This is a genomic window from Nitratireductor sp. J20-h4 (genome assembly GCF_056780505.1).
The window spans coordinates 3397923-3421171 of record NZ_CM165557.1; the positions used below are offsets into that span (position 1 = coordinate 3397923).

Below are 23249 nucleotides of genomic sequence, written 5' to 3' on the forward strand. Positions count from 1 at the left end.
TCTTCCTGGATGTCCGTCGCTGTGTTGAGAAGCCTCCCCACGGCCGAAAAAGGCCGATGCGCAACGCATCGCTTCCCCGGCGCCGCCTCTATTGCACTAATATAACAGTCGTGACAAGTTGAATCTGACGTCAGGACGTTCGGGGCGCGGTCGACAGGACGCAGCCCGGCTTTCCTAAACGTTTGACATGCTAGTATAAGGGTGATCATTGCCGACGAACGGCAACGTGGATGGTTTCATGGACTTCGACCCGACTACCCTGAACCGGGCCCTCCCGCTTCGGGATCAGATCTATCAGAAGATTCGCAACATGATCGCGGTCGGACGGCTGAAGCCCGGCGATCCGATCAACGAGGTGGCCATCGCCGAAGCGCTCGGCATCTCCCGCACCCCGGTGCGCGAGGCGGTCAAGCGCATCAGCGACGAAGGTCTCATCAAAGTGCTGGCGCAGACCGGCACCTATGTCGCGCCCATAAGCCGGGCCGACCTCGAGGAAGCCTATGTGATCCGCCGCGCGCTGGAAATGGAAAGCGCCAGGCGGGCCGCGCCGAAATTCACCGCGTCGTCGGCCGAGGCGCTCGAGGACAATATCGCCGCACATCGTCTCGCGATTTCGCGTGGAAAATACGCCAGAGCCATACAACTCGACGACGTGTTCCACCGCACGATTGCCGAAACCAGCGGGTTTCCGATGATTTGGAAAGCCGTCGACATTTCGAAAGCGCAGATGGATCGTGGCCGTTACCTAGCGATCCCCAAGCCGGGTTATGGCGAACAGACGATCAAGCAGCATGAAGCGATCCTCGACGCCTTGAAACGCCAGGACGCCGAGGGTGCCGCGCTGGCGATGGAACATCATCTCGAGACGTCGCTCCACAACGCTATCGAAGTCGCCGGAGAGCTGGGCGCCAAGGTCGCGTCTTCGACAAACGAGGCAAAGTAGGCGCGGCATGAAGAGGATGGGGCTTTGCATTTCCCTGAAGGCCGAGGCCATCGAGGACTATAGGCGGCTCCACGCCGATGTCTGGCCCGAGGTCCTCGACGTCATCAGCCGGGCCAATATCAGGAACTATTCCATATTCCTGCGGCAGCCCGAGAACCTGCTCTTCGCCTACTGGGAGTACCACGGCGCCGATTTCGCGAAAGACGCGGCCCAGATGGGCGAATCGCCGGCAATGCGTAAATGGTGGGAATTGTGCGATCCCATGCAGACCCCCCTGCCGACACGCGCCAAGGGCGAATGGTGGGCCGCCATGGAAGAGGTCTTCCATCTCGATTGAATCCGGTCCGTCGGGATCACCCCGACAGCGCCGTTCAGCCAGGCCGGCAGCCGGAGCCACATGCCCCGTGACCGCGACGGGTCCGGGAGAGCGGCTTCGCGGCGGGGCGCTCTTTTCGCCCTCCTTCATGGTTCCCTGCGACCGCCGCAAAAACGTCGCACGCCTGCGCATGTCGATCGGTTGAGCAGGTTCGTGCCGCCGGATAGCGCTTGACCCGCAACGTACTATTATATTAGTATTCTAATCATCCTTTCGGCGGAAAGTCGAAACGGCCCCAATCCGAGTTCATTTGATGACGCGCTTTATTAAACTGTTCGAAGCCGACAACATCCTGCTGGCGGTAAACCCGCTGAGCGTCGGCGAGAAAGCGGGGGACGTGGTCGTTGCGACACGCATACCGCGCGGCCACAAGATGGCCCTGCGCGATATCGCGGCCGACGAGGCCATCGTGAAATACGGTCAGATCATCGGCTTTGCCCGACAGCCGATCGCAGCGGGCGACTGGGTGCACGAGCACAATGTCTATCTGCGCGACTTCGAGCGCGACCATGCGTTCGGCGCCAATTCGCGCCCCACCGACATGGTTTCAAAATCCGACAGGGCGACGTTTCAGGGCTTCAAGAGGCCGGATGGCAAGGTCGGCACCCGAAACTACATCGCAACGCTGACATCGGTGAACTGTTCGGCCAGTGTTGCCCGTTTCATCGCCGACGAGGTCAACCGCTCCGGCGTCCTCGCCGACTATCCGAATGTCGACGGCGTCATCTCGCTGGTGCACGGCACCGGCTGCGGCATCGACGTCAAGGGTCCGGCCTACGATGTCTTGAAGCGCACGCAATGGGGTTTCGCCACCAATCCGAATGTCGGCGGCGTGCTGATGGTCGGCCTCGGCTGCGAGGCGTTTCAGATTCCGCGCTGGATGAAATCCTACGGCATCGAGGAAAGCGCGACGTTTCGCGCCATGACCATTCAGGAATCCGGCGGCACCCGCAAGACCGTCGAAGCCGGCGTCAAGGCGATCGTCGAGATGCTGCCGATCGTGAACGCCGCCGAACGCACGACGCAACCCGCCTCCGAACTTGTCCTGGCTCTCCAGTGCGGCGGATCGGACGGCTATTCCGGCATCAGCGCCAATCCCGCCCTCGGCGCGGCGGTGGACCTTCTGGTCGCCCAAGGCGGCACCGCCGTCCTGTCCGAAACGCCGGAAATCTACGGCGCCGAACATCTGCTTACCTCGCGATCGGAGACCCGGGAAGTAGGCGAAAAGCTCATCGAGCGCATTCGCTGGTGGGAGGCCTATACCGCCAAGCACGACATGGAGATGAACAACAACCCGTCGCCCGGAAACAAGCTTGGCGGTTTGACCACCATTTTGGAGAAATCGCTCGGCGCGTTGGCCAAGGGCGGCACGACCAATCTCCGCGCCGTTTTGGAATATGCCGAGCCGATCCGCGAGCGCGGCCTCGTCTTCATGGATACGCCCGGCTACGACCCCGTTTCGGCAACGGGCCAGGTCGCCGGCGGCGCGAATGTTCTGTGTTTCACCACCGGGCGGGGCTCGGCCTTCGGCTGCAAGCCCACGCCCTCGATCAAGCTCGCCTCCAACTCCGTCATTTTCGAGAAGATGCGCGAGGACATGGACATCAACTGCGGAGACATTCTGGACGGCACCCCGCTTGCCCGGAAAGGCGAGGAGATCTTTGCCGAAATCCTTCGTGTCGCGTCGGGCGGCTCGACCAAGTCGGAGTCGCTCGGTTATGGCGACAACGAATTTGTGCCGTGGAGCCTCGGTGCCACGATGTAGATCGCGCACGGCGCCCGCCCATGCGGCCGGTCAAGCCGATCCAGCGCGGGCCCTTCGGGGGACCGGAGAGTCCGATGATGTTTCGAGAGCCGCGCCGGGGACAACATTGCTGAAGACTGGCCAGATCGAGCCGCGCTCCTACCGGGACGCGATGGCGAATTTCGCCGGCGCGGTCCATGTCATCACCACAAACGGCGCCGCGGGCCGGCGCGGCGTAACCGTCATTGCCGCCTGCTCGGTGTCCGACACCCCGCCTACGGTGCTCGTGTGCCTCAACCGCGACAACCGGGCCAACGACTGCTTTGCCGAGAACGGCGTTTTCGCACTCAACACGCTTGCGGCCGGGCACCAGCCGCTCGCTGCGGCATTCGCCGGCCTGACCGGCCTGACGCAGGCGGACAGGTTTGCCGCGGCTGAATGGGAGACGATCTCCACCGGAGCGCCTGCCCTGTCGGGAGCAATTGCCGTTTTCGATTGCCGGATCGTGGCAATCCAAACCGTCGCCACCCACCGCATCCTTATCGGCAGGGTTGCAGGTCTGCGTTGCCGCGACAGCACAGAACCGCTGCTCTATTTCAGAAGGGACTACAGGGGGCTGCAGCGCAGCAGACAGCTCCGCGCCACAGTTGACTGACGCCGGGCGCGGACCGTTTCATCCGTATTCACGCCCGCGCCGCACCCTCGTCGATCAGCCCGTCGCTCCGCAGCGCGTCCCAAAGCGCGTCCGGCAGCGACATTTCGAACCATTCGACATTCTGCAATACGTGATCGGGGTGCTTTGCGCCGATCAGGACGGAGGTCACCGCCTTGTGCCTGAACGGGAACTGTATCGCGGCCGCGGCAAGCGGCACGCCGAACGCCTCGCACGCCGCCGCCAGCCTGTCCGCCTTCCTGGCGATCTCCTCGGGAGCGTCCTGATAGTTGAACTTGCGGTTGCCCGATCGTCCGGCGGCCAGAATGCCGGAGTTGAACACGCCGCCGATCACGATCGACATGCCGTTGGCGTGAGCCTTGTCCAGCAGCGAATTGGCGTTTTGTTCCAGAAGCGTATGACGCCCGGCAAGCAGCGTGCAATCGAGCCGGGCTTCGTTCATGGCATCAAGCACCACATCCGCCTCGTTCACGCCGAGGCCGAAACCCTTGATGATGCCGGCCTCGCGCAGATCGCTCAGCGCGCGAAAGCCGCCGCCCCTGGTCAGCGCTGTCCAGTGGGCATCGGCGCGTTCCGCGTGGGTCAGCCTGCCGATGTCGTGAACGAACAGCATGTCGATCCGCTCCCGACCCATGCGCTGCTGGCTGTCGTCGAAGCTGCGCATGATCGCGTCGTAGGAGTAGTCGAACACCTCATGGAAGGGCAGCCCGTTCCGCCATCCCGCATCGAGCGGATTCTTCTCAGCGGCTTGCGGCAGCTTCCGTCCCGGGCGCTCACGCGTCATGAGACGGCCGACCTTGGTGCTGACCACCGGCTGCGAGATCGAAACGCGCTCCCGTAAGAAGTGGCCCAGCATGTGCTCGGCACGGCCCAACCCGTACATGGGAGCGGCGTCGAAATAACGGAGTCCGCAATCCCAGGCCGCCTGCAGCGTGGCCAGGCAGGTCCGATCGTCGACCGGCGCATAGAGACCGCCCAGCGAAGCGCACCCCATGCCGAGCGCGGTTACATCCAAACCCGTCCGTCCGACGCTGCGTGTCTCGCTCGCTTTCACTCTGCCTCTCCTGCGAATGGCGCCATTTTGTCACTGCGGCACTTGTCGGTCCTGTTACACTAATATAATAGATCAAATCAAGCCATTGCAGGCTGCGCGCGGGGCGCGACCGACCCCAAAGCCTCGTTCGCGCATCGTGCGATCTTCAGGCAGAACCGAGCGGAGTAAATCATCGACATGAACAAGATCGATCTCAACGGCCAGCATGCCGTCGTCACCGGCGGAGCTCAAGGGCTTGGCTTCGCGATGGCCAAGCGCTTCGTCGCATCCGGCGCCACGGTTACCTTGTGGGACATCGACGAGGCGCAGCTTCAGGCAGCCCGCGACGAGCTCGGCAATGCAACGTCGACGCAGATTGTGGACGTGGCCGACTGGGACTCGGTCAAGACGGCGTGCGACAGGACGGAAGACGCCGCGGGCGGGATCTCCATCCTTGTCAATTCGGCCGGCATCGCCGGCGCGGCCGCGCCGCTCGATACATACGAGATCGCGATGTGGAAGGCGGTCATCGACATCAACCTCAACGGCACCTTCCACGTCAACCGCGCCGTGGTTCCGGGCATGAAGGCGCGCAATTACGGGCGCATCGTCAACATCGCGTCGGTCGCCGGCAAGGAAGGCAATCCCAACGCCGCCGCCTATTCGGCCTCGAAAGCGGCGGTGATCGGAATGACGAAGTCGCTCGGCAAGGAACTCGCCGAATACGACATCGCGGTCAACTGCATCTCGCCTGCGACGGCGCAGACGCGGATCCTTGAACAGCTCACCCCCGAACACATCGACTATATGCGTTCGCGCATCCCGCGGGGCCGCCTTCTCGAAGTCGACGAAGCCGCCGCGATGGTCGCCTGGCTCGTCTCCAAGGAGAACAGCTTCACCACCGCCGCGACATTCGACCTGTCCGGTGGACGCACGACGTACTGAAAGGCCAAAAGAATGAAGTTTCTTCGCTACGGACCCGCCGGCTCCGAAAGGCCCGGCCTGCTGGACGATAACGGGCATATCCGCGACCTCGGCGGCGTCGTCGACGACATTGGCGGCCGGTGGCTCGCCGATCTCGCCTGGATGCGGGACGTCGCCATTGCCGGCCTGCCGGTGCTCGAGGAACCGCAGAGGCTCGGCCCGTGCGTGGCCGGCACCGGCAAGTTCATCTGCATCGGGCTCAATTTCGCCGACCATGCGGCGGAAGCGGGTCTGGAGGTTCCTCCCGAACCGGTGATCTTCATGAAAGCCACGTCGGCGATGTCTGGACCGAACGACGATATCGTCATTCCAAGAGGATCCGGCGCGACCGATTGGGAGGTCGAACTCGGCGTCGTCATCGGCAAGCCCGCAAAACATGTGTCGCAGGACGAGGCGCTGGACCATGTCGCCGGCTATTGCGTCGTCAATGACGTTTCAGAACGCGACTTCCAGAACAAGCGGTCCGGTCAGTGGACCAAAGGCAAATCGTGCGACAGCTTCGGTCCGACCGGCCCCTGGCTGGTCACGCGCGACGAGATTGCCGATCCGCAGCAACTCGCCATGTGGCTGTCGGTCAACGGAGAGACCATGCAGAACGGATCGTCGGCGACCATGGTCTACGGCGTTGCCCATCTCGTGAGCTACCTGTCACAGTTCATGACCCTGCACCCGGGAGACGTCGTGTCCACCGGCACCCCGCCCGGTGTCGGGCAGGGTTTGAAACCGCCGCGCTATCTGAAACCCGGCGACGTGGTGGAACTCGGGATCGAGGGCCTGGGCGCGCAGCGGCAGAGCGTGCGCGCGCATGCCTGACGCGCCACATCGGCAGCCCCGCGAGCCCGTCGATGCTGGCGGGCCGGCGGCCGATGGCCTGCGCCCGGCTCCAGAGCCTTTCCAGGCAAGGCGGAAGCCGGTCCGCCGTTTAGACATGCGCTAAAACAACGAGGTGGGGCCGATCTGCACGTCCGTGACAAGCAGATCGGCCTTACGCGGCGCAGAGAAGTTCGGCCAACTCGCCGAACGATCTGGTGAAGATGTCCTCGAGCTGAGGCCGCACGCCGAATTCCGCCTCGATCTTGTTGGCAAGGATCGGCGCGACCAGCGAATCCCCGCCCACCTCCAGAAAATAGGTCTGCGGCCCGATATCCTCGCACTTGAGGATCGCGCGGGCCTGCTCCAGGATGCGCTCCTGCAAAACCGCTTGATCCACGCGCGTAGTCTGGTTCATCGTCATCGCTCCATTGCGTCCTGCCGAAGCTCATTCGCCTGCCGGCAAGCGATCTTCGACGGCGTTTTTTGCCGGTTTCGCGGCCTGTGAACATCGCCCGGTCCAGACGCGGTCGCGGTATTCCTGTCCGGTGAGTATCGGCTGGCACGGGCCGAGAGCCCGCGCGACATGCTGCGCGGCATCGGCGGTGAAAAGCTCCCCGCCTATCGCCGAAACCAGTTGGGGTATGCCGTGGCGAAATCCGCTGACTTCGGCGGGATTGCGGCCATTGCTGAGAAGGGCGCCGGCGCCGAAGAAGTGGATGTCCTTGAGACAAGGTGCGGTCCCGGGCTGCTTCTCGGTGAAGGCGAAGCTCGGAGACAGATAGGGATGACGCGCGAGATCTTCATGCTCTTCTCCAGCCGGCGGCCGGTAGCGATCCCGCCACAGTGCGATCTGGTCGACGATGTTTCTGAGTTCGGGACGCGCGCGGAGATCGACCTTGTAGCCGGTTCCGGCGATGACGAAATCGAATTCGAAACCCGTGTCGCGCCCGCCAAGTCGAAGGGAAATTGTGACGCCATCCGTTTCGAGAAGCGGGTCGCGCGCGCCGAGATGAAGGTGAAACGTGTCGAAGCGCGTTGCGCGACGTACCGTATCGGGCACCGGGCCCTGGGCGCGCCGGCACAGCGCGCTCATGATTGTCCAGCGCTCGGCATCGGGCAGAAGCCGGAAATGCTCTACCGATCCCGGGTAATAAAGCATCCGCATGACCGACAGGCGTTCGAGGTCGTCATGGCGGCAGAACAGATGCACCGAAGCCGCGCCATGCTCAAGCGCAACCGCTGCGGCGTCGAACGCCGAGGAGGCCGCGCCGAATATGGCGATGCGCCGCCCCCGCAGCGCGGCGAAATCGATGGGTTCCTCCGCGTGCGCATAAAGTTCGGCGGGCAGGGACCACGCGATGAAGGCAGGCATATTGACGCCTCCGCTACCGGCGAAGCCGGTCGCCAGAACGAGCTTGCGGCAGACCTCCTGCTTCGGGCGACCGTCAACCGACAGTCGAAGCCTCAGTCCCTGTTGCGCCGGCTCGATACTTTCCAGCCGTGTCCCGAACCGCACCGATACTCCGACCATCTTCCGGTACCAGACCAGGTAGTCGGCCCAGTCGAGCCGTGAGATGGACCGCATTTCGGCATACGCCGCCTCGCCGTGACGCGCTTCGTACCAGGCCTGGAAGCTCAGTTCCGGTATACCCAGCTCCGGCCCGGGGAGATGCTTGGGCGATCGCAGCGCGTTCATGCGCGCCGTGGCCAGCCAGATACCCTCCCCGCCCTCGCCGGCCGCGTCGATGACGGCGGTTCGCGTTATCCCGGCGCGGCGCAACGCGAACGCGATCGCCACGCCGGACTGGCCGCCACCGACGACGACGACGTCGTGGTCGGTACTTGCCCGCTCGGGGATCCAGTTGTCGGGATATCCACCGTGACGCTCGATCGCGCGCTGGGCGGTTCTGTCGAGCGCCTCGGCAAACGAATGCATGCCGTCCGCGCACGGATCGGTCCGAAGCTCGCGGATGTCCAGGCCCTTCCGCATCGAGCACCCTCTCTGCCTTGGCGATCCATGGTCCGGCGCGCGCCAGCCAGGCTTTGCAACCTTTGCAAAGCGGCACCGATCGATCTTTCCAAGAGTGAGTTGCCGCGGGCTTCCGGCGAGCCAACCACCCTTCCTCTCTCGACAGCGTTACACTAATATAATAGAACCTTCAAGGTCTGACGCTCCCCTCGCGGCGTCAGCGATGCGGAACCAGGAGGAGCATGGAATGGTTGAGCCATCGGCGCCGGCGGAGCGCGCGAAGAGTGAAAAAGCGTCGTATCTCCTGGAAGGCATTCAACAGGCGTACTGGGTCGGACAGGGTGCTGAGCTCGACCTCAGCACCCCTGCCACCTACTATGTCGAAGTGGACGTTCCGGGCGGGTTCAAGACCGAACTGACACCCGCTCTTCAGCGGCTCCTTCGACGCCATGACATGCTGCGGGCGGTGATCTTGCCGTCGGGAGAGCAGCAGGTTCTCGACGAGGTCGGACCGTACGAGATCGAATTACTCGACCTGAGAGACCTTCCAGCAACGCGGCGGCGGGAACGGCTCGAGACGCTTCGGACCGAAATCAACGCCGGGGCGCTGCCCACGGACCTTTGGCCTCAATTCGACATCCGTGCGACGCAGGACCGGGCCGGATTGCGCCTGCATATGCGGTTCGCGCTGTGGATGATGGACGGCTGGAGCTTCCACCTTCTTCTGCGGGAATGGCTCGCCCTGTGCGCCGACCCGGCCAGCGCCCTGCCACCGATCGAAATGTCGTTCGCAGACTATGTTGAGGCGCAAGGCCTGGTCCGGCAGGGACCGAGATGGCGGGCCGCCTGGGATTACTGGCAGCCGCGCCTGGGCGACTTCCCCGGCCCGCCGTCCCTGCCCTTGACCAGCAGGCTCTCCCTCGACCGGCGCCCGCGGTTCCGACATCTCAGCCGGACGATGTCGGCGCAGCACTGGGCGAAAACCGTCGACATCTGCGCACGGTTGCGCATCCCTCCAAGCCTGCTGGCATGCGCCGTCTACACGGAAGTGCTCTCCCGTTACGCCGGCAGCGGCCATTTCGCGATCACGGTTCTCTACTCCGGCCGTTTCCAGCATCTGCCGCGCGCCGCCCAGACATTCGGCAATTTCGGAACCACCATCCTGCTCGAGGTCGACGCTTCCCGGGACCGCTCGTTCGTCGAGCGCGTGCGTGGCCTGCAGCGCCAGTTCTGGCGGGATGCCGAGCGGATCGAGGTCAGCGGCATCGACATCTCCCGCGCGATGCAACAGCGCGCGGGAACCGGCCCGGGCATGAGCGTGCCGGTCACCTTCACCGCGGTCACGGGCCCCGCCGGCCCCGAGGCCACCGGAAATCCAACGGCGCGCATCGATCACGACACCGCGCGCCTCCAGGTTCCGCAGGTCTATCTCGACCACCAGATGCATTTCGGCGATGACGGGTCCGTGATCTTCAACTGGGATTATGTCGAACAGATTTTCCCCGCCGGTTTCGTGGAGGAACTGTGCCGGGCGCATCGCGACTTGTTCTTGAGTTTGGCTCGGGACGAGGCGCTCTGGAACGAACGGGATCCCAAACCATACAAGCCGGCGCCGCCGACGCCTGCCACCGCCCCTTCCGCCGCGCCGGAGCGGCTGGAAGCGGCATTCGAGCGTCAGGCGGCCGACCGTCCCGAAAACGTCGCGGTGATCGCCGGCGATCGGCGCCTCACCTATGCGCAATTGCGTCGCCTGGCCGTCGCGACGGCCGGCGAGCTGCGTCGGCGCGGCGTTGCGCGCGGCGACCTGGTCGCGGTCTCGCTGCCCAAGGGCTGGGAACAGATCGTCGCCGTTCTCGGCGTCCTCTATGCGGGCGCCGCCTATGTTCCCGTCGATCCGGACCTGCCGGCCGAACGCCGCAACGTGCTGTTTTCGCAAAGCAAGGCAAGGTTCGTCCTGACACGGACGCCTCTGGAGGGAGCGCTGGCCTGGCCGGCCGGCCTGCAGCGCGTCTGTGTCGATCTGGTGCGCGACGACGGCCAGGACGCACCCCCGCCCGCCGAGGCAATGGCGACCGACCTTGCCTACGTGATCTTCACCTCCGGCTCCACCGGTGTCCCCAAGGGCGTCATGATCGATCACCGCGGCGCATGGAACACGATCGTCGATCTCAACAGCCGCTTTTCGCTGCAGCCCGCCGACAGGATACTCGCCCTTTCGTCGCTCAGCTTCGACCTTTCCGTCTACGACATTTTCGGAACGCTCGCCGCCGGTGCGACGATCGTCGTTCCGGACGCGGAGCGAGCCAAGGAGGCTTCGCACTGGCGCGACCTCGTGCAGCGCCACGACGTCACGGTCTGGAACTCGGTTCCGGCGCTGATGCAGCTGGCGGTCGAAGGCGCCGGCGGCGCCGTGATGCCGTCCTTGCGTCTGGTCATGTTGAGCGGGGACTGGATCCCGTTGACCCTGCCCGAGCAGATCCGTCCGGCGGCGCCGGGAGCGGAAATCTGGAGCCTTGGCGGAGCCACCGAGGCGTCGATCTGGTCGGTTCTCTACCCGATCGGACGCATCGATCCGGAATGGCGTTCCATTCCCTACGGCCACGCGATGGACCATCAATCCATCCACGTTCTGGACGCCGATCTCGCCGTGTGCCCGCCATGGGTGCCCGGCGATCTGTATATTGGCGGAACTGGGGTCGCGCTGGGATATCTGGGCGACCAGGCCAAGACGGCGGCCAGTTTCATTCGCCATCCGACCACCGGCGAGCGCCTTTATCGCACCGGCGACATGGGGCGCTATCTCGCCGATGGCGAGATCGAATTCCTGGGGCGCAAGGATTTCCAGGTCAAGATCCAGGGCTACCGCGTGGAATGCGCCGAGGTCGAGGCCGCGCTGCTCTCCGCACCCGAGGTCGCCGCCGCGGTGGTGGTGGCCGTCACGGACGGCGCCGGGACGCGCCACCTCGCCGGTTACGTCGTCCCGAAAGCGGCGGGCGCGCCTCTCGATCCGGCCGGGTTGCGGGAGCGGCTTCGCGCGATCCTGCCGGCCTATATGGTGCCTACCTATTTCGTCTCGCTCGACAGGCTGCCGCTCAGCGACAACGGCAAGGTCGTCCGCTCGGCCCTGCCGGCGCCCGATTTCGGCGTCCGCGAGGCCGCGAAGCGTTCGCCGGCTCCGCCGAGAGACGCGCTGGAGGAAGCAATCGCCGCGCTCTGGCGCGACACGCTCGGTACGGACGGGGTCGGACGGGAAGACGATTTCTTCGCGCTCGGCGGTTCGTCCTTCGCCGGCATGCGCCTGATGGCCAAGCTCGAAGAGCGCTTCAAACGCCGGTTTTCCTTCGCCACGCTCGTCAGCTACCCCACGGTGGCCAGCATCGCCGATCTGTTGCGCGGCGACGGTGACGAGCAGGCCGACGCGATCCTGACACCGATCCGGCACGGTCGCGAAGGCCCCGCCCTGTTCTGCGTCCACCCGATCGGCGGCAACGTCATGTGTTATGTCGGGCTCGCCCAGGCGCTGCGGCCCGGCCGCGCCGTCTATGGATTGCGGGCGCCAGGGCTGACCTGCGCGACGCAGGCGCCGTTGGATTCGATCAAGGATATGGCTGTTCGCTACCTGGAAGAGATCCGCGCCGTCCAGCCGGACGGCCCCTATCATCTCATTGGATGGTCGCTGGGCGGGCTGGTCGTGCAGGAGATGGCGCGCCGGCTGGAGGCCGGGCACGAGACGCCGGGCCTGGTGGCCATGATCGACAGCGCGGCGCCCGATGCTCCGGTCGCGGGCTCCGCGGTAAATCCGGCCGAACGCTTCGCGGGGTTCGTGAACGACCTAGCTGCCGTGGCAAAGCTGCCTTTGGCATGCACCAAAGAGGAATTGACCCCACTCTCCGCGGATGAGCGTATCGCATGGCTGACGGAGCGCATGGAACGGTATGGCGTGCCGACGAACGCGGTCGCGATGAAAGCAGTCTATGGCGTTTTCAGCGCCGGCTCCATGGCCCTCGGCAAACACACACCCCGCGCCTTTGGCGGAAGGCTTCTGCTTTTCGCCGCGACGCAACGGCCCGATGCGCGATGCATGCAGGAGGACTGGCGGGCGACCATACCCGAAATCGAAATCATCGAGATGGACGCGGACCACTATTCCATCATGCAGCCGCCGCTGATCGGCGAAATCGCGTCGACGATCACCCGGGCCATGGCAACGGCCGAGGCGGAAGGGGCGCAGTCGGAGACCGGCGCAAGAACCGCATCGTCCAGGCCCGTCGCGCAGCTCCGCACCTCGCAGCAGGCCTGACTCCTTGCCAGGAAAAGCCGGTCGGCCCCTCTGTCCGGCATGGCGCGCCGATGCCGGGCGCGGCGCCGTCCTGAACGGGCCTGGGAAAGTCGCGCGACGCTGGAGCAGAATCCGGCACCGAATTGAACCGCGCCGGGATGGTCGGGAGCTCCAACTCCCGAATAGGATAGTGTCTGATGAGCAAGACAACCAACACGCGCTCCGCCGAGGTTGGCACCCGCGCGGTATGCATTGGGCTGCCACATGGCGGGATCATGCCTCGCGCCGGGTAGCCGTGGTTACGGTTTCCCCGAAGATCGGCTGTTCGTCGAACCAGGCTGTGCGGCGGCGCAGGACATCGGGACGCCGCTGCCCAGCGGCGTGCGCCGTTTTTTTGAACGTGATGCCGCGCCGGTCGAGGAACAGCTACACCGTCGATGCTCTGGAATTGGCGACGGTAGCAGCCGAACCGTTCGGGGTCGTCAAACAGAGCGGGTCCATGGTTCAACGACCGCCCCGTCGAGCCTGTCGGTTTTGAGTTGGTTCGTCCTCAGAACGCGATCGGTTCCAAGGTCCCGGCCGCCCTACAGGAAGGATCCCGGTGGCGCGGCCGGCCCGACACCGTGAAAAGAAGCTCGCCCCCCCCCCACACTCCGGCGGCCCAAACTTCGATCTCAGAGCGGAGGGGGAACTCCACTCTCCCGAAAACAGCAGAGGTATCGGGGCTCGGATCAGGGCGCACGCCGCTGGTTCAGTCAAAACAAAACCCCGCCAACCGACTGGTTTAGCGGGGTTTTTGTTGTGCCGATTGGTTGCGGGGGCACACAACCACCGATACCAACATTCGCTACAAGCGACTGTTTAGGAGAAGCGCCTTGCCATCCCTCGCTTCGACACATAGGAAACGCGCGCCCAATTGCCCGGCCACCTCCCCAAGAAACAGTTCGACTAGGTCCACGAGACCGGTGACCCAACGAGATGCACGCCGCGCAACTTCTCATATTGATCAGGGGCTTACTCACAGTGCTCTGAGACCGAACTTTGGAGCGCCGGTGGCTGGAGTTTTCCGGCTTTCTTCACGGTGACGGGCTGGCTTCGCCACCGGGATTTTGTAATGCGATCGGGACGTTGTATCCGATCGCCGAGTGAGGCCGAACCTCATTGTAGTATCTACGCCAATCCTCCAACTTTTCGCGGGCATCCGCAAGACTCAGGAACCAGTGTGCGTTCAAACACTCGGCCCGCAGCTTGCTGTTAAAGGCTTCGATGAAGCCGTTGTCCGTAGGCTTGCCCGGCCGTGAGAAGTCGAGGGTGACATCGTTCGCATAGGCCCACAGATCGAGGTCCCGGGAGATGAACTCGCTGCCATTATCGACCCTGATCGTCTTCGGATAGCCGATACGGCCACATACTCGCTCGAGCGTCTGGACGACATCCTCGCCGCGATAGGAGAAGCGCGGATCGACCGCTGGGCAATAGCGGGAATGAGTGTCGACAATGGTCAGGACACGGAGCTTCTTGCCGGTCGCGATCTGGTCATGGACAAAATCCATGGCCCACACATCGTTCGGTCCGATGGCCTCCTGGCGATCCTCCCTGAGCTTGGCCTTCACCCGTCGCTTGGGGTGCTTGTTCCTGAGCTGTAGTCCCAACTCATTGTAAATCCTACGGGTCTTCTTCATGTTGATCGTCCATCCCTCACGACGCAACAGCACGTGGACACGCCGGTAGCCGTAGCGAACCCGCGTCTCGCAAATTTCCTTGATCCTTCGTTCGAGCGCGGCCTGACCGGTGCGACGGGACTTGTAGTGGTAGGTGGAGGTCTCGAACTTCAGTGCCTTGCAGGCCCGTCTGATCGATATCCCCCAGTCCACCAGCATCCCGTCGACCAGCTTGCGCTTCCGGGCAGGCCTCAGAGCTTTCGGCGAATGACGTCCTGCAGCATCTCGCGATCAAGCGTCAGGTCAGCGACGATCTTCTTCAGCCGACCGTTCTCGTCCTCAAGGGCCTTCAGCCGGCGCATCTCATCTGGCAACAGTCCAGCATACTTCTTCTTCCAGTTGAAATAGGTCGCCTGGCTGATCCCGGCCTTGCGGCAGATCTCTGCCACGGGCACGCCGTCATCGCCCTGCTTCAGAATGAACGCCTTCTGCGCGTCCGAAAACTTCGATGCCTTCATCGCTCTCCGCTCCATTCCAGCCAGGGAAAACTAAGCGGAAAAATCTAACCAAAAGCGATCCAGTTTGTGGGGATCAGAGCAACAGAAGCCAGCCGATAACGCTCGGAACTATATCAGCGGCGCGACACAAAGCCGAGCTACAGTTCTTCTTCCAACATTATGCATTGAATGCCGCAATGCCTGTCGATATGTATAGATAATATCAAGATCGTTCAGAGGCGAGCTGTGCCAGCTTCCAATTTCGAATCATTGCATACTCGGATTTTGGAGGACATCCGTTCAAAGATCATTGATGGCGCCTGGCCGCCGGGCCATCAGTTGGACAAGGAAACCGAACTCGCTGTGCAATATGGCGTGTCCCGGATGACAATGAACAAGGTTCTGACCGAGCTCGCGGCAAACGGCTTCATCATTCGGCGCAAACGTATAGGCACCTTTGTCGCGCAGGCGCGCACCCAGTCTGCGGTGCTGGAGATCAACAACATCGCTGAGGAGGTCGCAGCGCTTGGGCGGCGCTATGCCTGGAAGCTCAGTTCTGAAGAGACCCGGCCCCTTTGCGCCAACGACCTGCGCGTCCTGGGAGTGAAGCGTGCGACGCTCGACGATACCGCGATTTGTTTGAAAGGCTTGCATTCCGCGGATGACGAGCCCTTTTGCCTGGAAACCCGGGCGATCAACTTGACTGCCGTGCCGGCCGCCGCCACGGTTGACTTTGAGAAAAATGTTCCAGGCGCCTGGCTGCTTAGTTCCATGCCCTGGTCAAGCGTGCGCCACTCGATCCGTGCGATCAACGTATTCGGACGGGATGCGCATCTGCTGCAATTGTCAGCGGGCTCGGCCTGTCTTGAGATCCTGCGCAAGACCCAGATCAACGACAACTGGATCACTTTTGTGCGGCTTCTGTATCCGGGTGAGTCCCATCAATTGATTGCTGAGTTCGGTGAACAGAGTTGACGCAAACCGGCTGGTCTATCCGGCCACGGCAAGATCAACGCCTTCTTTTTCAAGAACTATGTCAATGACCATTGCTCCGTCTACAGGTGTCACAGGGGCATCCACAGCGATCCGTTGCAGGTCATGCCGTTCAAGTCCAAGGTCGGGCAGCGCCACCCGCGCGAACAAGAACCGCTCTACTCCTCTGGGTAGCGGAACTGCTGCATGGTCGGCAGCGATGACCCGCACACCGAAGGGCGCACGCACCATGACGTTGAGATCAAGAAGCGCGGGGCCAAGCAACTCTGCATGACAGGCGACGTCTCCGGGAAAACTCACCGGGCCGGTTGTGGGATCCACCGTCAGTGGCGGAGCATCCTCGAAGGTGAGCCGCATCGCTCCACCCTCGATTACGGTGAGTGATCGCCGAACCCCTGGAAATCGGGAGAACGGGCCGGACTGTCCGACCCGCGCAGTGCTGATCCTCCAGCGGAAGTCGTCGTACCCCGCCCCCTCTGGCATGCAGAGGATTTCGGCGGTTTCGCCACCGCCATTCTTCCAGGGGGCAAAACGCCGTTCCGCCCCCCGATGGATCTCGCCTTTCATGTCATGTGCCCAGGATGCGCGGCAGGCGCAGCCCATGCTGGCGGGCGCACTCCAGAGCTTCGGGGTATCCGGCGTCGGCGTGCCGCCAGACACCGGAGGCGGGGTCGTTCCACAAGACGCGCTCAAGTCGTTTTGCGGCTTCCGGTGTGCCATCGGCGCAAATCACCACGCCCGCATGCTGCGAAAAGCCCATGCCGACGCCACCGCCATGGTGCAGCGACACCCAGGTCGCACCCGATGCCGTGTTCACCAGCGCGTTGAGCAGCGGCCAGTCGGACACGGCGTCGGAGCCGTCACGCATCGTCTCGGTTTCCCGATTGGGCGACGCGACCGAGCCGGAATCGAGATGGTCGCGCCCGATGACGACGGGGGCCTTGAGTTCGCCGTTTGCCACCATTTCGTTGAACTTCAACCCCGCGCGGTGGCGATCGCCGAGCCCGATCCAGCAGATACGCGCCGGCAGCCCCTGAAACGCGATCCGATCGCGGGCCATGTCGAGCCAGCGATGCAGATGCTCGTTCTCGGGGAAGAGCTCCTTCATCGCCTGGTCGGTCTTGTAGATGTCCTCCGGGTCGCCCGAGAGAGCCGCCCAGCGGAACGGGCCTATGCCACGGCAGAACAGCGGACGGATATAGGCAGGAACGAAGCCCGGGAACGCGAAGGCGTTTTCCATGCCTTCTTCCTGAGCCATCTGGCGGATGTTGTTGCCATAATCCAGCGTGGGAATTCCAGCGTTCCAGAAGCCGACCATCGCCTCCACATGGTCTTTCATCGAAGCACGTGCAGCCTTGTTCACCGCCTCGGGATCGCTCTCCTGACGCGCGCGCCATTCGGCCACGGTCCAGCCCTTGGGCAGATAGCCGTGATAGGGATCGTGCGCCGAGGTCTGGTCGGTGACGATATCGGGACGGCCGTTGGGAACCGCCTCGCCTGCCTGAACCCGGCGAAGGATTTCGGGGAAAACCTCTGCGGCATTGCCGATCAGCGCCAAGGATTTCGCCTCGCCAGCCTCGGTCCACCGGCCGATCATTGCTAGCGCCTCATCCAGACTGTCGGTTTTCTCGTCGCAATAGCCGGTGCGAATCCGGAAATCGGCGCGTGTTTCATCGCATTCCACGGCAAGACAGCAGGCACCTGCCATCACTGCGGCGAGGGGCTGTGCGCCGCCCATGCCGCCAAGACCGCCGGTGAGAATCCACTTGCCGGTGAGATCGCCGTTATAATGCTGACGGCCAGCCTCGGCAAAGGTCTCGTAGGTGCCCTGAACGATGCCCTGCGCGCCGATGTAAATCCACGAGCCAGCCGTCATCTGGCCGTACATCATGAGGCCCTTCTTATCGAGCTCGTTGAAATGCTTCCAGTTGGCCCATTCGGGCACTAGGTTCGAATTGGCGATCAGAACACGGGGCGCATCCGCGTGGGTGCGAATGATGGCAATGGGCTTGCCCGACTGAACGATGAGCGTTTCGTCGGCTTCGAGATCCTTCAGCGATGCGACAATGGCATCGAAATCGTCCCAGGTCCGGGCCGCGCGGCCGATGCCGCCATAGACGACCAGTTCATGCGGATTCTCGGCCACGTCCGGATGCAGATTGTTCATCAGCATCCGGAGCGGCGCTTCGGTCAGCCAGCTCTTCGCGTTCAGTTCGGGGCCGGTGGGCGGGAAAACATCGCGCTGGTTGTGACGGGGATTGGTCATCGGATCGTCCTCTTCAACGGGGCCTGTCAGCAGGTATCGCGGTGTTGGCCGCAGCACGCAGAATTTCGTTCAGTATCTGGTTCAGCTCGCCACGCAGGCGAGTTGTCTTTTCAGCATCAAGGACAAAGGGCGGCTCTTCATTCTCCAGATGGGAGGCCTGAGCCAGCTCCATCTGCAAGGCGTGGAATCCTTGTTCCGGCCGCCCATAGTGACGGGTGGTCCAGCCTCCCCGGAAACGACCGTTGAGCACATGCGTGCGGCCGGTGGCCGCGGTGGCGGCCATGGCGGCCTGCTCGATCTCCGGCGCGCAGGTGCCGCCCATGTTGGTACCGATGTTGAAATCGGGAAGCGTGCCTTCGAACAGCCAGGGGATGACCGGGCGGATCGAGTGGCAGTCGTAGAGCACGGCATAACCATGGATCGCACGGACACGCTCAAGCTCGGCCATCAGGGCTGTGTGATAGGGCTCGTGAAACGCCAGCCTGTGCCGGGCGATCTCCGCGTCATCGGGTTCCGCTCCAGCCTGCCAGATCGGCACGTTGTCGAAGGTCGAAAGGGGCACGAGTCCAGTGGTCGACTGACCGGGATACAGAGAGACCCCCGACGGATCCCGGTTCGCATCGATCACATAGCGATGGAAGGTCGCCCGAACCGTGGTGGCATTCGGAACCAGCCCCTCATAGAGCTTTTCGATATGCCAGTCCGTGTCGCGGAGGAGCAATCCTTCCGCGTTCAGCTTTGCGGCAATGTCGTCGGGAACATAGGTGCCGGTGTGAGGAAGCCCCAGCACCAGCGCGCTGTCGCCCCGGGAGACGAGAACCGGGTCCATCAGAACACCTCCGGAAGCAGCTTCTGCACCGGCGCGACCAGCGCACCCGTATGGACGAGCTCTGCCGCCTTTTCCAGATCGATCGCCATATACCGGTCGTCGCCGACGCCAGGCACGTCCTGCCGGAACCGGGTCATTGCAGCGATCAACTGATCCGAAGTGGTCAAGGGGCCGCGCAGTTCCACGCCCTGCGCGCCTGTCAGTGCCTCGATGCCAATGATGTGGAACAGGTTCTGGGTCATCTGCAGCAAGCGCCGCGCCCCGTGGCAGGCCATGGAGACGTGATCTTCCTGATTGGCCGAGGTGGGCGTGGAATCGACCGAGGCCGGATGGGCAAGCTGCTTGTTTTCGCTCATCAGCGCTGCGGAGGTTACTTCCGCGATCATCAGGCCGGAATTGAGGCCGGGCCTGGGCGAGAGAAAAGCCGGCAGTCCGAAACTCAGGGCCGGATCCACCAGCATGGCAATGCGGCGCTGGGCGATGGCGCCGATCTCGGCAACCGCGAGCGCGATCTGATCGGCCGCGAAGGCCACCGGCTCGGCATGGAAATTGCCGCCCGACACCACCTCGCCGTCTGACAGCACAAGCGGATTGTCGGTCGCGGCGTTGGCCTCGATCTCGAGTGTTGCCGCCACCTGCCGCAGGAGGTCGAGACAGGCACCCGTGACCTGCGGATGACAGCGCAGGCAATAGGGATCCTGCACGCGTTCATCATTGTTCATGTGGCTGTTGCGGATCTGGCTGCCTTCCAGAAGGTTTCGCAAAGTTGCCGCGACCTCGATCTGCCCGCGGTGGCCACGCAATGTGTGGACTTCCTCGGTGAAGGGAGCCGTCGATCCCATGGCCGCGTCGGTGGACAGCGCGCCCGAAACGAGGGACGCCTGAAGCGCCCGCTCCGCGCGGAACAGACCCGCCAAGGCCAGCGCCGTCGAGACCTGCGTTCCGTTGATCAGCGCAAGTCCCTCTTTCGCCGACAGCTCGACGGGGGAAAGACCGGCACGGAGAAGCGCCTCACGCGCGGGCAGGCGCTCGCCCTCATGCCATGCCTCCCCCTCGCCGATCATGGCGGCGGTCATGTGCGCGAGAGGTGCAAGATCGCCCGATGCGCCAACCGACCCCTTCTCGGGGATGACCGGCAGCACACCTGCCTTGAGCATGGCCTGCATCAGCGTCACGATTTCAAGCCGGACCCCGGATGCTCCACGGCCAAGAGACATAAGCTTCAGCACCATGATCAGGCGGACGATTTCCGGAGCGAGCGGAGCGCCCACACCACAGCAATGGCTTAGAATGAGGTTGCGCTGCAGGGTGGCAACTTCGGCGGCTTCGATGCGGATGGAAGCCAGCTTTCCGAAACCGGTATTCACGCCGTAGACCGGTGCGTTGCCTTCCGCCACGCTGGCAATGCGCCGGGCGGCACGCTCGACGCCCGGAAGCGCGCTGTCACACAGAACCACATCGGTCGCGTTCCAGTAGATGTCGGCGAGGGTGCGTAGTGAGACCTGGCCGGGGATCAGCGTTTCAGCCATGAGAAACGGCTCCTTTGAATACGCGTTTATGGAGATGCTTGAGGCCGAGCCGTCCGACAAGCTGTGCCGGAGCCTCCGCATCCCAGATCGCAAAGTCGGCTGAGGTCTGCGGGGTCAAGGCACCGATTTCACTTTGAAGGCCGAGGGCCCGCGCGGCATGAGTGGTAACCCCGGCAAGGCATTCGTCCACCGTCATCCCGAACAGAACCGCGCCCATGTTCATGGCGGTCAACAGCGACGAAACAGGTGAGGTGCCGGGATTGCAATCGGTGGCAAGCGCCATCGGCACACCCGCCGCCCTGAGCGCTGCGACCGGCGGCTTGCGGGTTTCGTTCAACATGTAATAGGCGCCGGGCAAGAGAACGGCGACGGTCCCCGACGCGGCAATAGCTTCAACCTCTTCGGCTTCCGCATATTCGAAGTGATCGACCGACAGAGCGCCAAATTCGGCGGCCAATCGCGTGCCGCCCGAACGCGTCAGCTGCTCGGTGTGCAATTTCACCGGCAGGCCAAGCTCTCCCGCGGCTGCGAACAACGGTCTGATTTCTTCCGCGGAAAAGGCGATCGATTCGCAAAAGCCATCGACCGCATCGACCAGCCCTTCCGCATGGGCCTGACGGAGGCCGGCGATGGCGACGTCGCGGATATACTCCGCCCTGGTTCCATCGAAATCCGGCGGCATGGCATGAGCGGCGAGCCAGGTGGTGCGGATCCGCACGGGCCGGATGCCCTCCAGAGCGCGCGCGGCGCGCAGCATGTTCATTTCCGCTTCGATCGCCAGCCCGTAACCGGATTTCACCTCTATTGTCGTGACACCTTCGGCCAGGAGCGCATCGACGCGGGCAAGCGAAGCCGCCACCAGCCCTTCGGGATCCAGCGCCCTCGTGTCGCGCATCGTGGAAACGATACCGCCACCCGCCCGCGCGATCTCCTGATAGCTTGCCCCCTCGAGCCGCATCTCGAACTCGCGGGTCCGGTCGCCGCCATGCACGATGTGGGTATGACAGTCGACCAGGCCGGGCGTCACCAGCCGCCCCTCACAGTCGATCACGCGATGACCAGCCCGATCGGCGTTTTTTTCCACCGCCGCGATCCGCGTGTCGGAAACCACGATATCGACCGGCTCACCGCTTCCGCCGGCCAATCTGGCATTGGTCCATATGGTCGCTTTCGACATCGTTCCCTCTTCGAAATTCGACTTTGCACCAGCCATTATATAAGTATATACATAATGGCAAACGGATTCAAAGATGATTCTTTATCTTCGTCGCGCCTGCGGTCGGGTGGATGATCCGGGACTGTGGAAAAGGACAAGTGATGATCTTTGCAAAGAGGGCGCTGCTGCCTTCGGGGTGGGCAGAAAACGTCAGGATCTCCGCAACAGACGGACGGATCACCGGGATTCTGGAGAAAACGCGGCCGCAACCCGGTGACACCTGTGTCGACGCGCTGGTTGCGGGAATGCCGAACGTCCACAGCCATGCCTTTCAGCGCGGCCATTCCGGCCTGACGGAAATGCGCGGAGCGGGACAGGAGAGCTTCTGGACCTGGCGCGAGATGATGTATCGCTTCGCATTGTCGGTCGGCCCCGAGGACGTTTCAGCACTCGCCGAGATGGCCTATGTCGAGATGCTGGAAGCGGGCTACACCCGCGTGGGTGAATTTCACTATCTCCATCACGATCCCTCCGGAGCGCCCTATGCCGATCCTGCCGAGCTTTCAGGGAGAATATTCGCCGCCGCAGAGACGAGCGGAATTGCACTGACGCATTTGCCGGTGTTTTACGCCCATGGCGGTTTCGGACCACAGCTGGCTGACGAGGGCCAGCGCCGCTTTCTCCATGGCATCGATACATTCATCGCCCTGATCGAACGCTGCGAGCAGATGCTGACGCGGCAACAGGACCGTGTCGGCTTTGCGCCGCATTCGCTGCGCGCGGCAAGCCACGAGGATCTCACCGCCCTGATAGCCGCCCTGCCCAGCCGCAAGCTGCACATCCATATTTCCGAGCAGGTAAAGGAGGTGGAGGATTGCCTTGATCACTACGGACAGCGCCCGGTCGAATGGCTGCTGAGTCACTTCAACGTTACGGAGGACTGGTGCCTCATCCACGCCACACATCTGACGGAGGCAGAAGCCACGCGGCTCGCACGATCTGGAGCAGTCGCCGGACTGTGCCCCGTGACCGAGGCAAATCTGGGCGACGGACTTTTCCCCGCGCCGGACTTTCTCGTTGAAGGCGGGCTGATTTCGATCGGAACGGACTCCAATGTACGGATCGACGTGGCCGAGGAACTGCGGATTCTGGAATACGGGCAGCGTCTGACGCACCGAGCGCGCAATGTTCTGGCGCAAGAAGGTGGATCGACCGGGCGGCGGCTCTTCGATGCCGCGCTAACCGGAGGAGCACAGGCGCTGGATGCCCCGAAGGCTGAAATTGCTGCCGGCGCTCCTGCGGATCTGGTGGCTCTCTGCGATCCGCTGAACCTGACGCAGGACGGCGACCAGTTGCTCGACCGCTGGATCTTTGGCCGGGACATGGATGTGGACCATGTCTGGGCGGCAGGCGAACATGTGGTCGAGGCTGGCCGGCATATCCGCCGGGAAGCGGTGCAGGAGCGCTTTGGCGAGGTGCTGCGGCGCGTTCTGTCCTGATTTCG

General features: G+C 63.4%; 18 protein-coding genes and 1 pseudogene. 9 read left to right on the top strand and 10 right to left on the bottom strand.

The features are described from left to right. Positions 1–238 precede the first annotated feature (238 nt). The 4 genes from ACT2B0_RS16290 to ACT2B0_RS16305 all read left to right on the top strand — a co-directional run bounded on the left by ACT2B0_RS16290 (position 239) and on the right by ACT2B0_RS16305 (position 3718). Positions 239–943 (top strand): GntR family transcriptional regulator, encoded by a 705-nt coding sequence (locus tag ACT2B0_RS16290; protein WP_473459255.1) that lies wholly within the window; start codon positions 239–241, stop codon positions 941–943. A 7-nt stretch (positions 944–950) separates the two neighbouring features. Continuing rightward, positions 951–1280 (top strand): L-rhamnose mutarotase, encoded by a 330-nt coding sequence (locus tag ACT2B0_RS16295; RefSeq protein WP_348452527.1) that lies wholly within the window; start codon positions 951–953, stop codon positions 1278–1280. Between the two features lie 292 nt (positions 1281–1572). Next, the gene (locus ACT2B0_RS16300; protein ID WP_348452525.1) at positions 1573–3084 is read left to right on the top strand and encodes a UxaA family hydrolase; all 1512 of its coding nucleotides are present in this window, start codon (positions 1573–1575) and stop codon (positions 3082–3084) included. A gap of 106 nt (positions 3085–3190) precedes the next feature. Further along, the gene (locus ACT2B0_RS16305) at positions 3191–3718 is read left to right on the top strand and encodes a flavin reductase (RefSeq protein ID WP_473459258.1); all 528 of its coding nucleotides are present in this window, start codon (positions 3191–3193) and stop codon (positions 3716–3718) included. Positions 3719–3746: 28 nt separating this feature from the next. Here ACT2B0_RS16305 and ACT2B0_RS16310 read toward each other — a convergent pair whose 3' ends face one another. After that, positions 3747–4730, bottom strand: coding sequence for an aldo/keto reductase (locus ACT2B0_RS16310; protein ID WP_473466045.1), 984 nt, complete (start codon positions 4728–4730; stop codon positions 3747–3749). A 237-nt stretch (positions 4731–4967) separates the two neighbouring features. Between ACT2B0_RS16310 and ACT2B0_RS16315 the strand changes: the two genes are divergently transcribed. After that, the gene (locus ACT2B0_RS16315; protein WP_473459260.1) at positions 4968–5714 is read left to right on the top strand and encodes an SDR family NAD(P)-dependent oxidoreductase; all 747 of its coding nucleotides are present in this window, start codon (positions 4968–4970) and stop codon (positions 5712–5714) included. A gap of 12 nt (positions 5715–5726) precedes the next feature. Next, positions 5727–6566 (top strand): fumarylacetoacetate hydrolase family protein, encoded by an 840-nt coding sequence (locus tag ACT2B0_RS16320; RefSeq protein WP_473459262.1) that lies wholly within the window; start codon positions 5727–5729, stop codon positions 6564–6566. Positions 6567–6738: 172 nt separating this feature from the next. On the opposite strand, the gene ACT2B0_RS16325 is transcribed toward ACT2B0_RS16320, so the two are convergent. Further along, a complete protein-coding gene (locus ACT2B0_RS16325; RefSeq protein WP_473459264.1) occupies positions 6739–6981 on the bottom strand; it encodes an acyl carrier protein in 243 nt (80 codons plus the stop codon). A gap of 30 nt (positions 6982–7011) precedes the next feature. Then, the gene (locus ACT2B0_RS16330) at positions 7012–8556 is read right to left on the bottom strand and encodes a SidA/IucD/PvdA family monooxygenase (protein ID WP_473459266.1); all 1545 of its coding nucleotides are present in this window, start codon (positions 8554–8556) and stop codon (positions 7012–7014) included. On the opposite strand from ACT2B0_RS16330, the gene ACT2B0_RS16335 reads away from it, so the two are divergent. Beyond that, the gene (locus ACT2B0_RS16335; RefSeq protein WP_473459268.1) at positions 8537–12835 is read left to right on the top strand and encodes a non-ribosomal peptide synthetase; all 4299 of its coding nucleotides are present in this window, start codon (positions 8537–8539) and stop codon (positions 12833–12835) included. The genes ACT2B0_RS16330 and ACT2B0_RS16335 overlap by 20 nt on opposite strands. 291 nt (positions 12836–13126) lie before the next feature. Here ACT2B0_RS16335 and ACT2B0_RS16340 read toward each other — a convergent pair. Continuing rightward, positions 13127–13237: pseudogene (locus ACT2B0_RS16340) on the bottom strand (IS630 family transposase); the annotation flags it as partial. Between the two features lie 653 nt (positions 13238–13890). After that, positions 13891–14993 (bottom strand): IS3 family transposase gene (locus tag ACT2B0_RS16345; RefSeq protein ID WP_473458804.1). Its coding sequence is split into 2 segments (ribosomal slippage): positions 13891–14732 and positions 14732–14993, totalling 1104 coding nucleotides; the frame shifts between segments, so codons are not numbered across the junction. A gap of 264 nt (positions 14994–15257) precedes the next feature. On the opposite strand from ACT2B0_RS16345, the gene ACT2B0_RS16350 reads away from it, so the two are divergent. Next, positions 15258–15947, top strand: a complete 690-nt coding sequence (locus ACT2B0_RS16350) for a UTRA domain-containing protein (protein ID WP_473459271.1) — start codon at positions 15258–15260, stop codon at positions 15945–15947. Between the two features lie 15 nt (positions 15948–15962). Here the strand turns inward: ACT2B0_RS16350 and ACT2B0_RS16355 are convergent, their stop codons facing one another. From ACT2B0_RS16355 to hutI, 5 genes are read right to left on the bottom strand one after another with little or no spacing between them, the layout of a single operon-like run. Beyond that, the gene (locus tag ACT2B0_RS16355) at positions 15963–16532 is read right to left on the bottom strand and encodes a HutD/Ves family protein (RefSeq protein ID WP_348393611.1); all 570 of its coding nucleotides are present in this window, start codon (positions 16530–16532) and stop codon (positions 15963–15965) included. Position 16533: 1 nt separating this feature from the next. After that, positions 16534–18231: a urocanate hydratase gene (gene hutU, locus ACT2B0_RS16360; protein WP_473459273.1), complete on the bottom strand. Its 1698-nt coding sequence runs from the start codon at positions 18229–18231 to the stop codon at positions 16534–16536. Between the two features lie 13 nt (positions 18232–18244). Next, a complete protein-coding gene (hutG, locus tag ACT2B0_RS16365; protein ID WP_473459275.1) occupies positions 18245–19060 on the bottom strand; it encodes an N-formylglutamate deformylase in 816 nt (271 codons plus the stop codon). Beyond that, positions 19060–20589: a histidine ammonia-lyase gene (gene hutH / locus ACT2B0_RS16370; RefSeq protein WP_348393608.1), complete on the bottom strand. Its 1530-nt coding sequence runs from the start codon at positions 20587–20589 to the stop codon at positions 19060–19062. The genes hutG and hutH overlap by 1 nt, the downstream gene beginning before the upstream one ends. Next, positions 20582–21802, bottom strand: a complete 1221-nt coding sequence (gene hutI, locus ACT2B0_RS16375) for an imidazolonepropionase (protein ID WP_473459277.1) — start codon at positions 21800–21802, stop codon at positions 20582–20584. The genes hutH and hutI overlap by 8 nt, the downstream gene beginning before the upstream one ends. 104 nt (positions 21803–21906) lie before the next feature. Here hutI and ACT2B0_RS16380 point away from each other — a divergent pair, with 104 nt between their 5' ends. Further along, positions 21907–23244, top strand: a complete 1338-nt coding sequence (locus ACT2B0_RS16380) for a formimidoylglutamate deiminase (protein ID WP_473459279.1) — start codon at positions 21907–21909, stop codon at positions 23242–23244. The last annotated feature ends 5 nt before the right edge of the window (positions 23245–23249 follow it).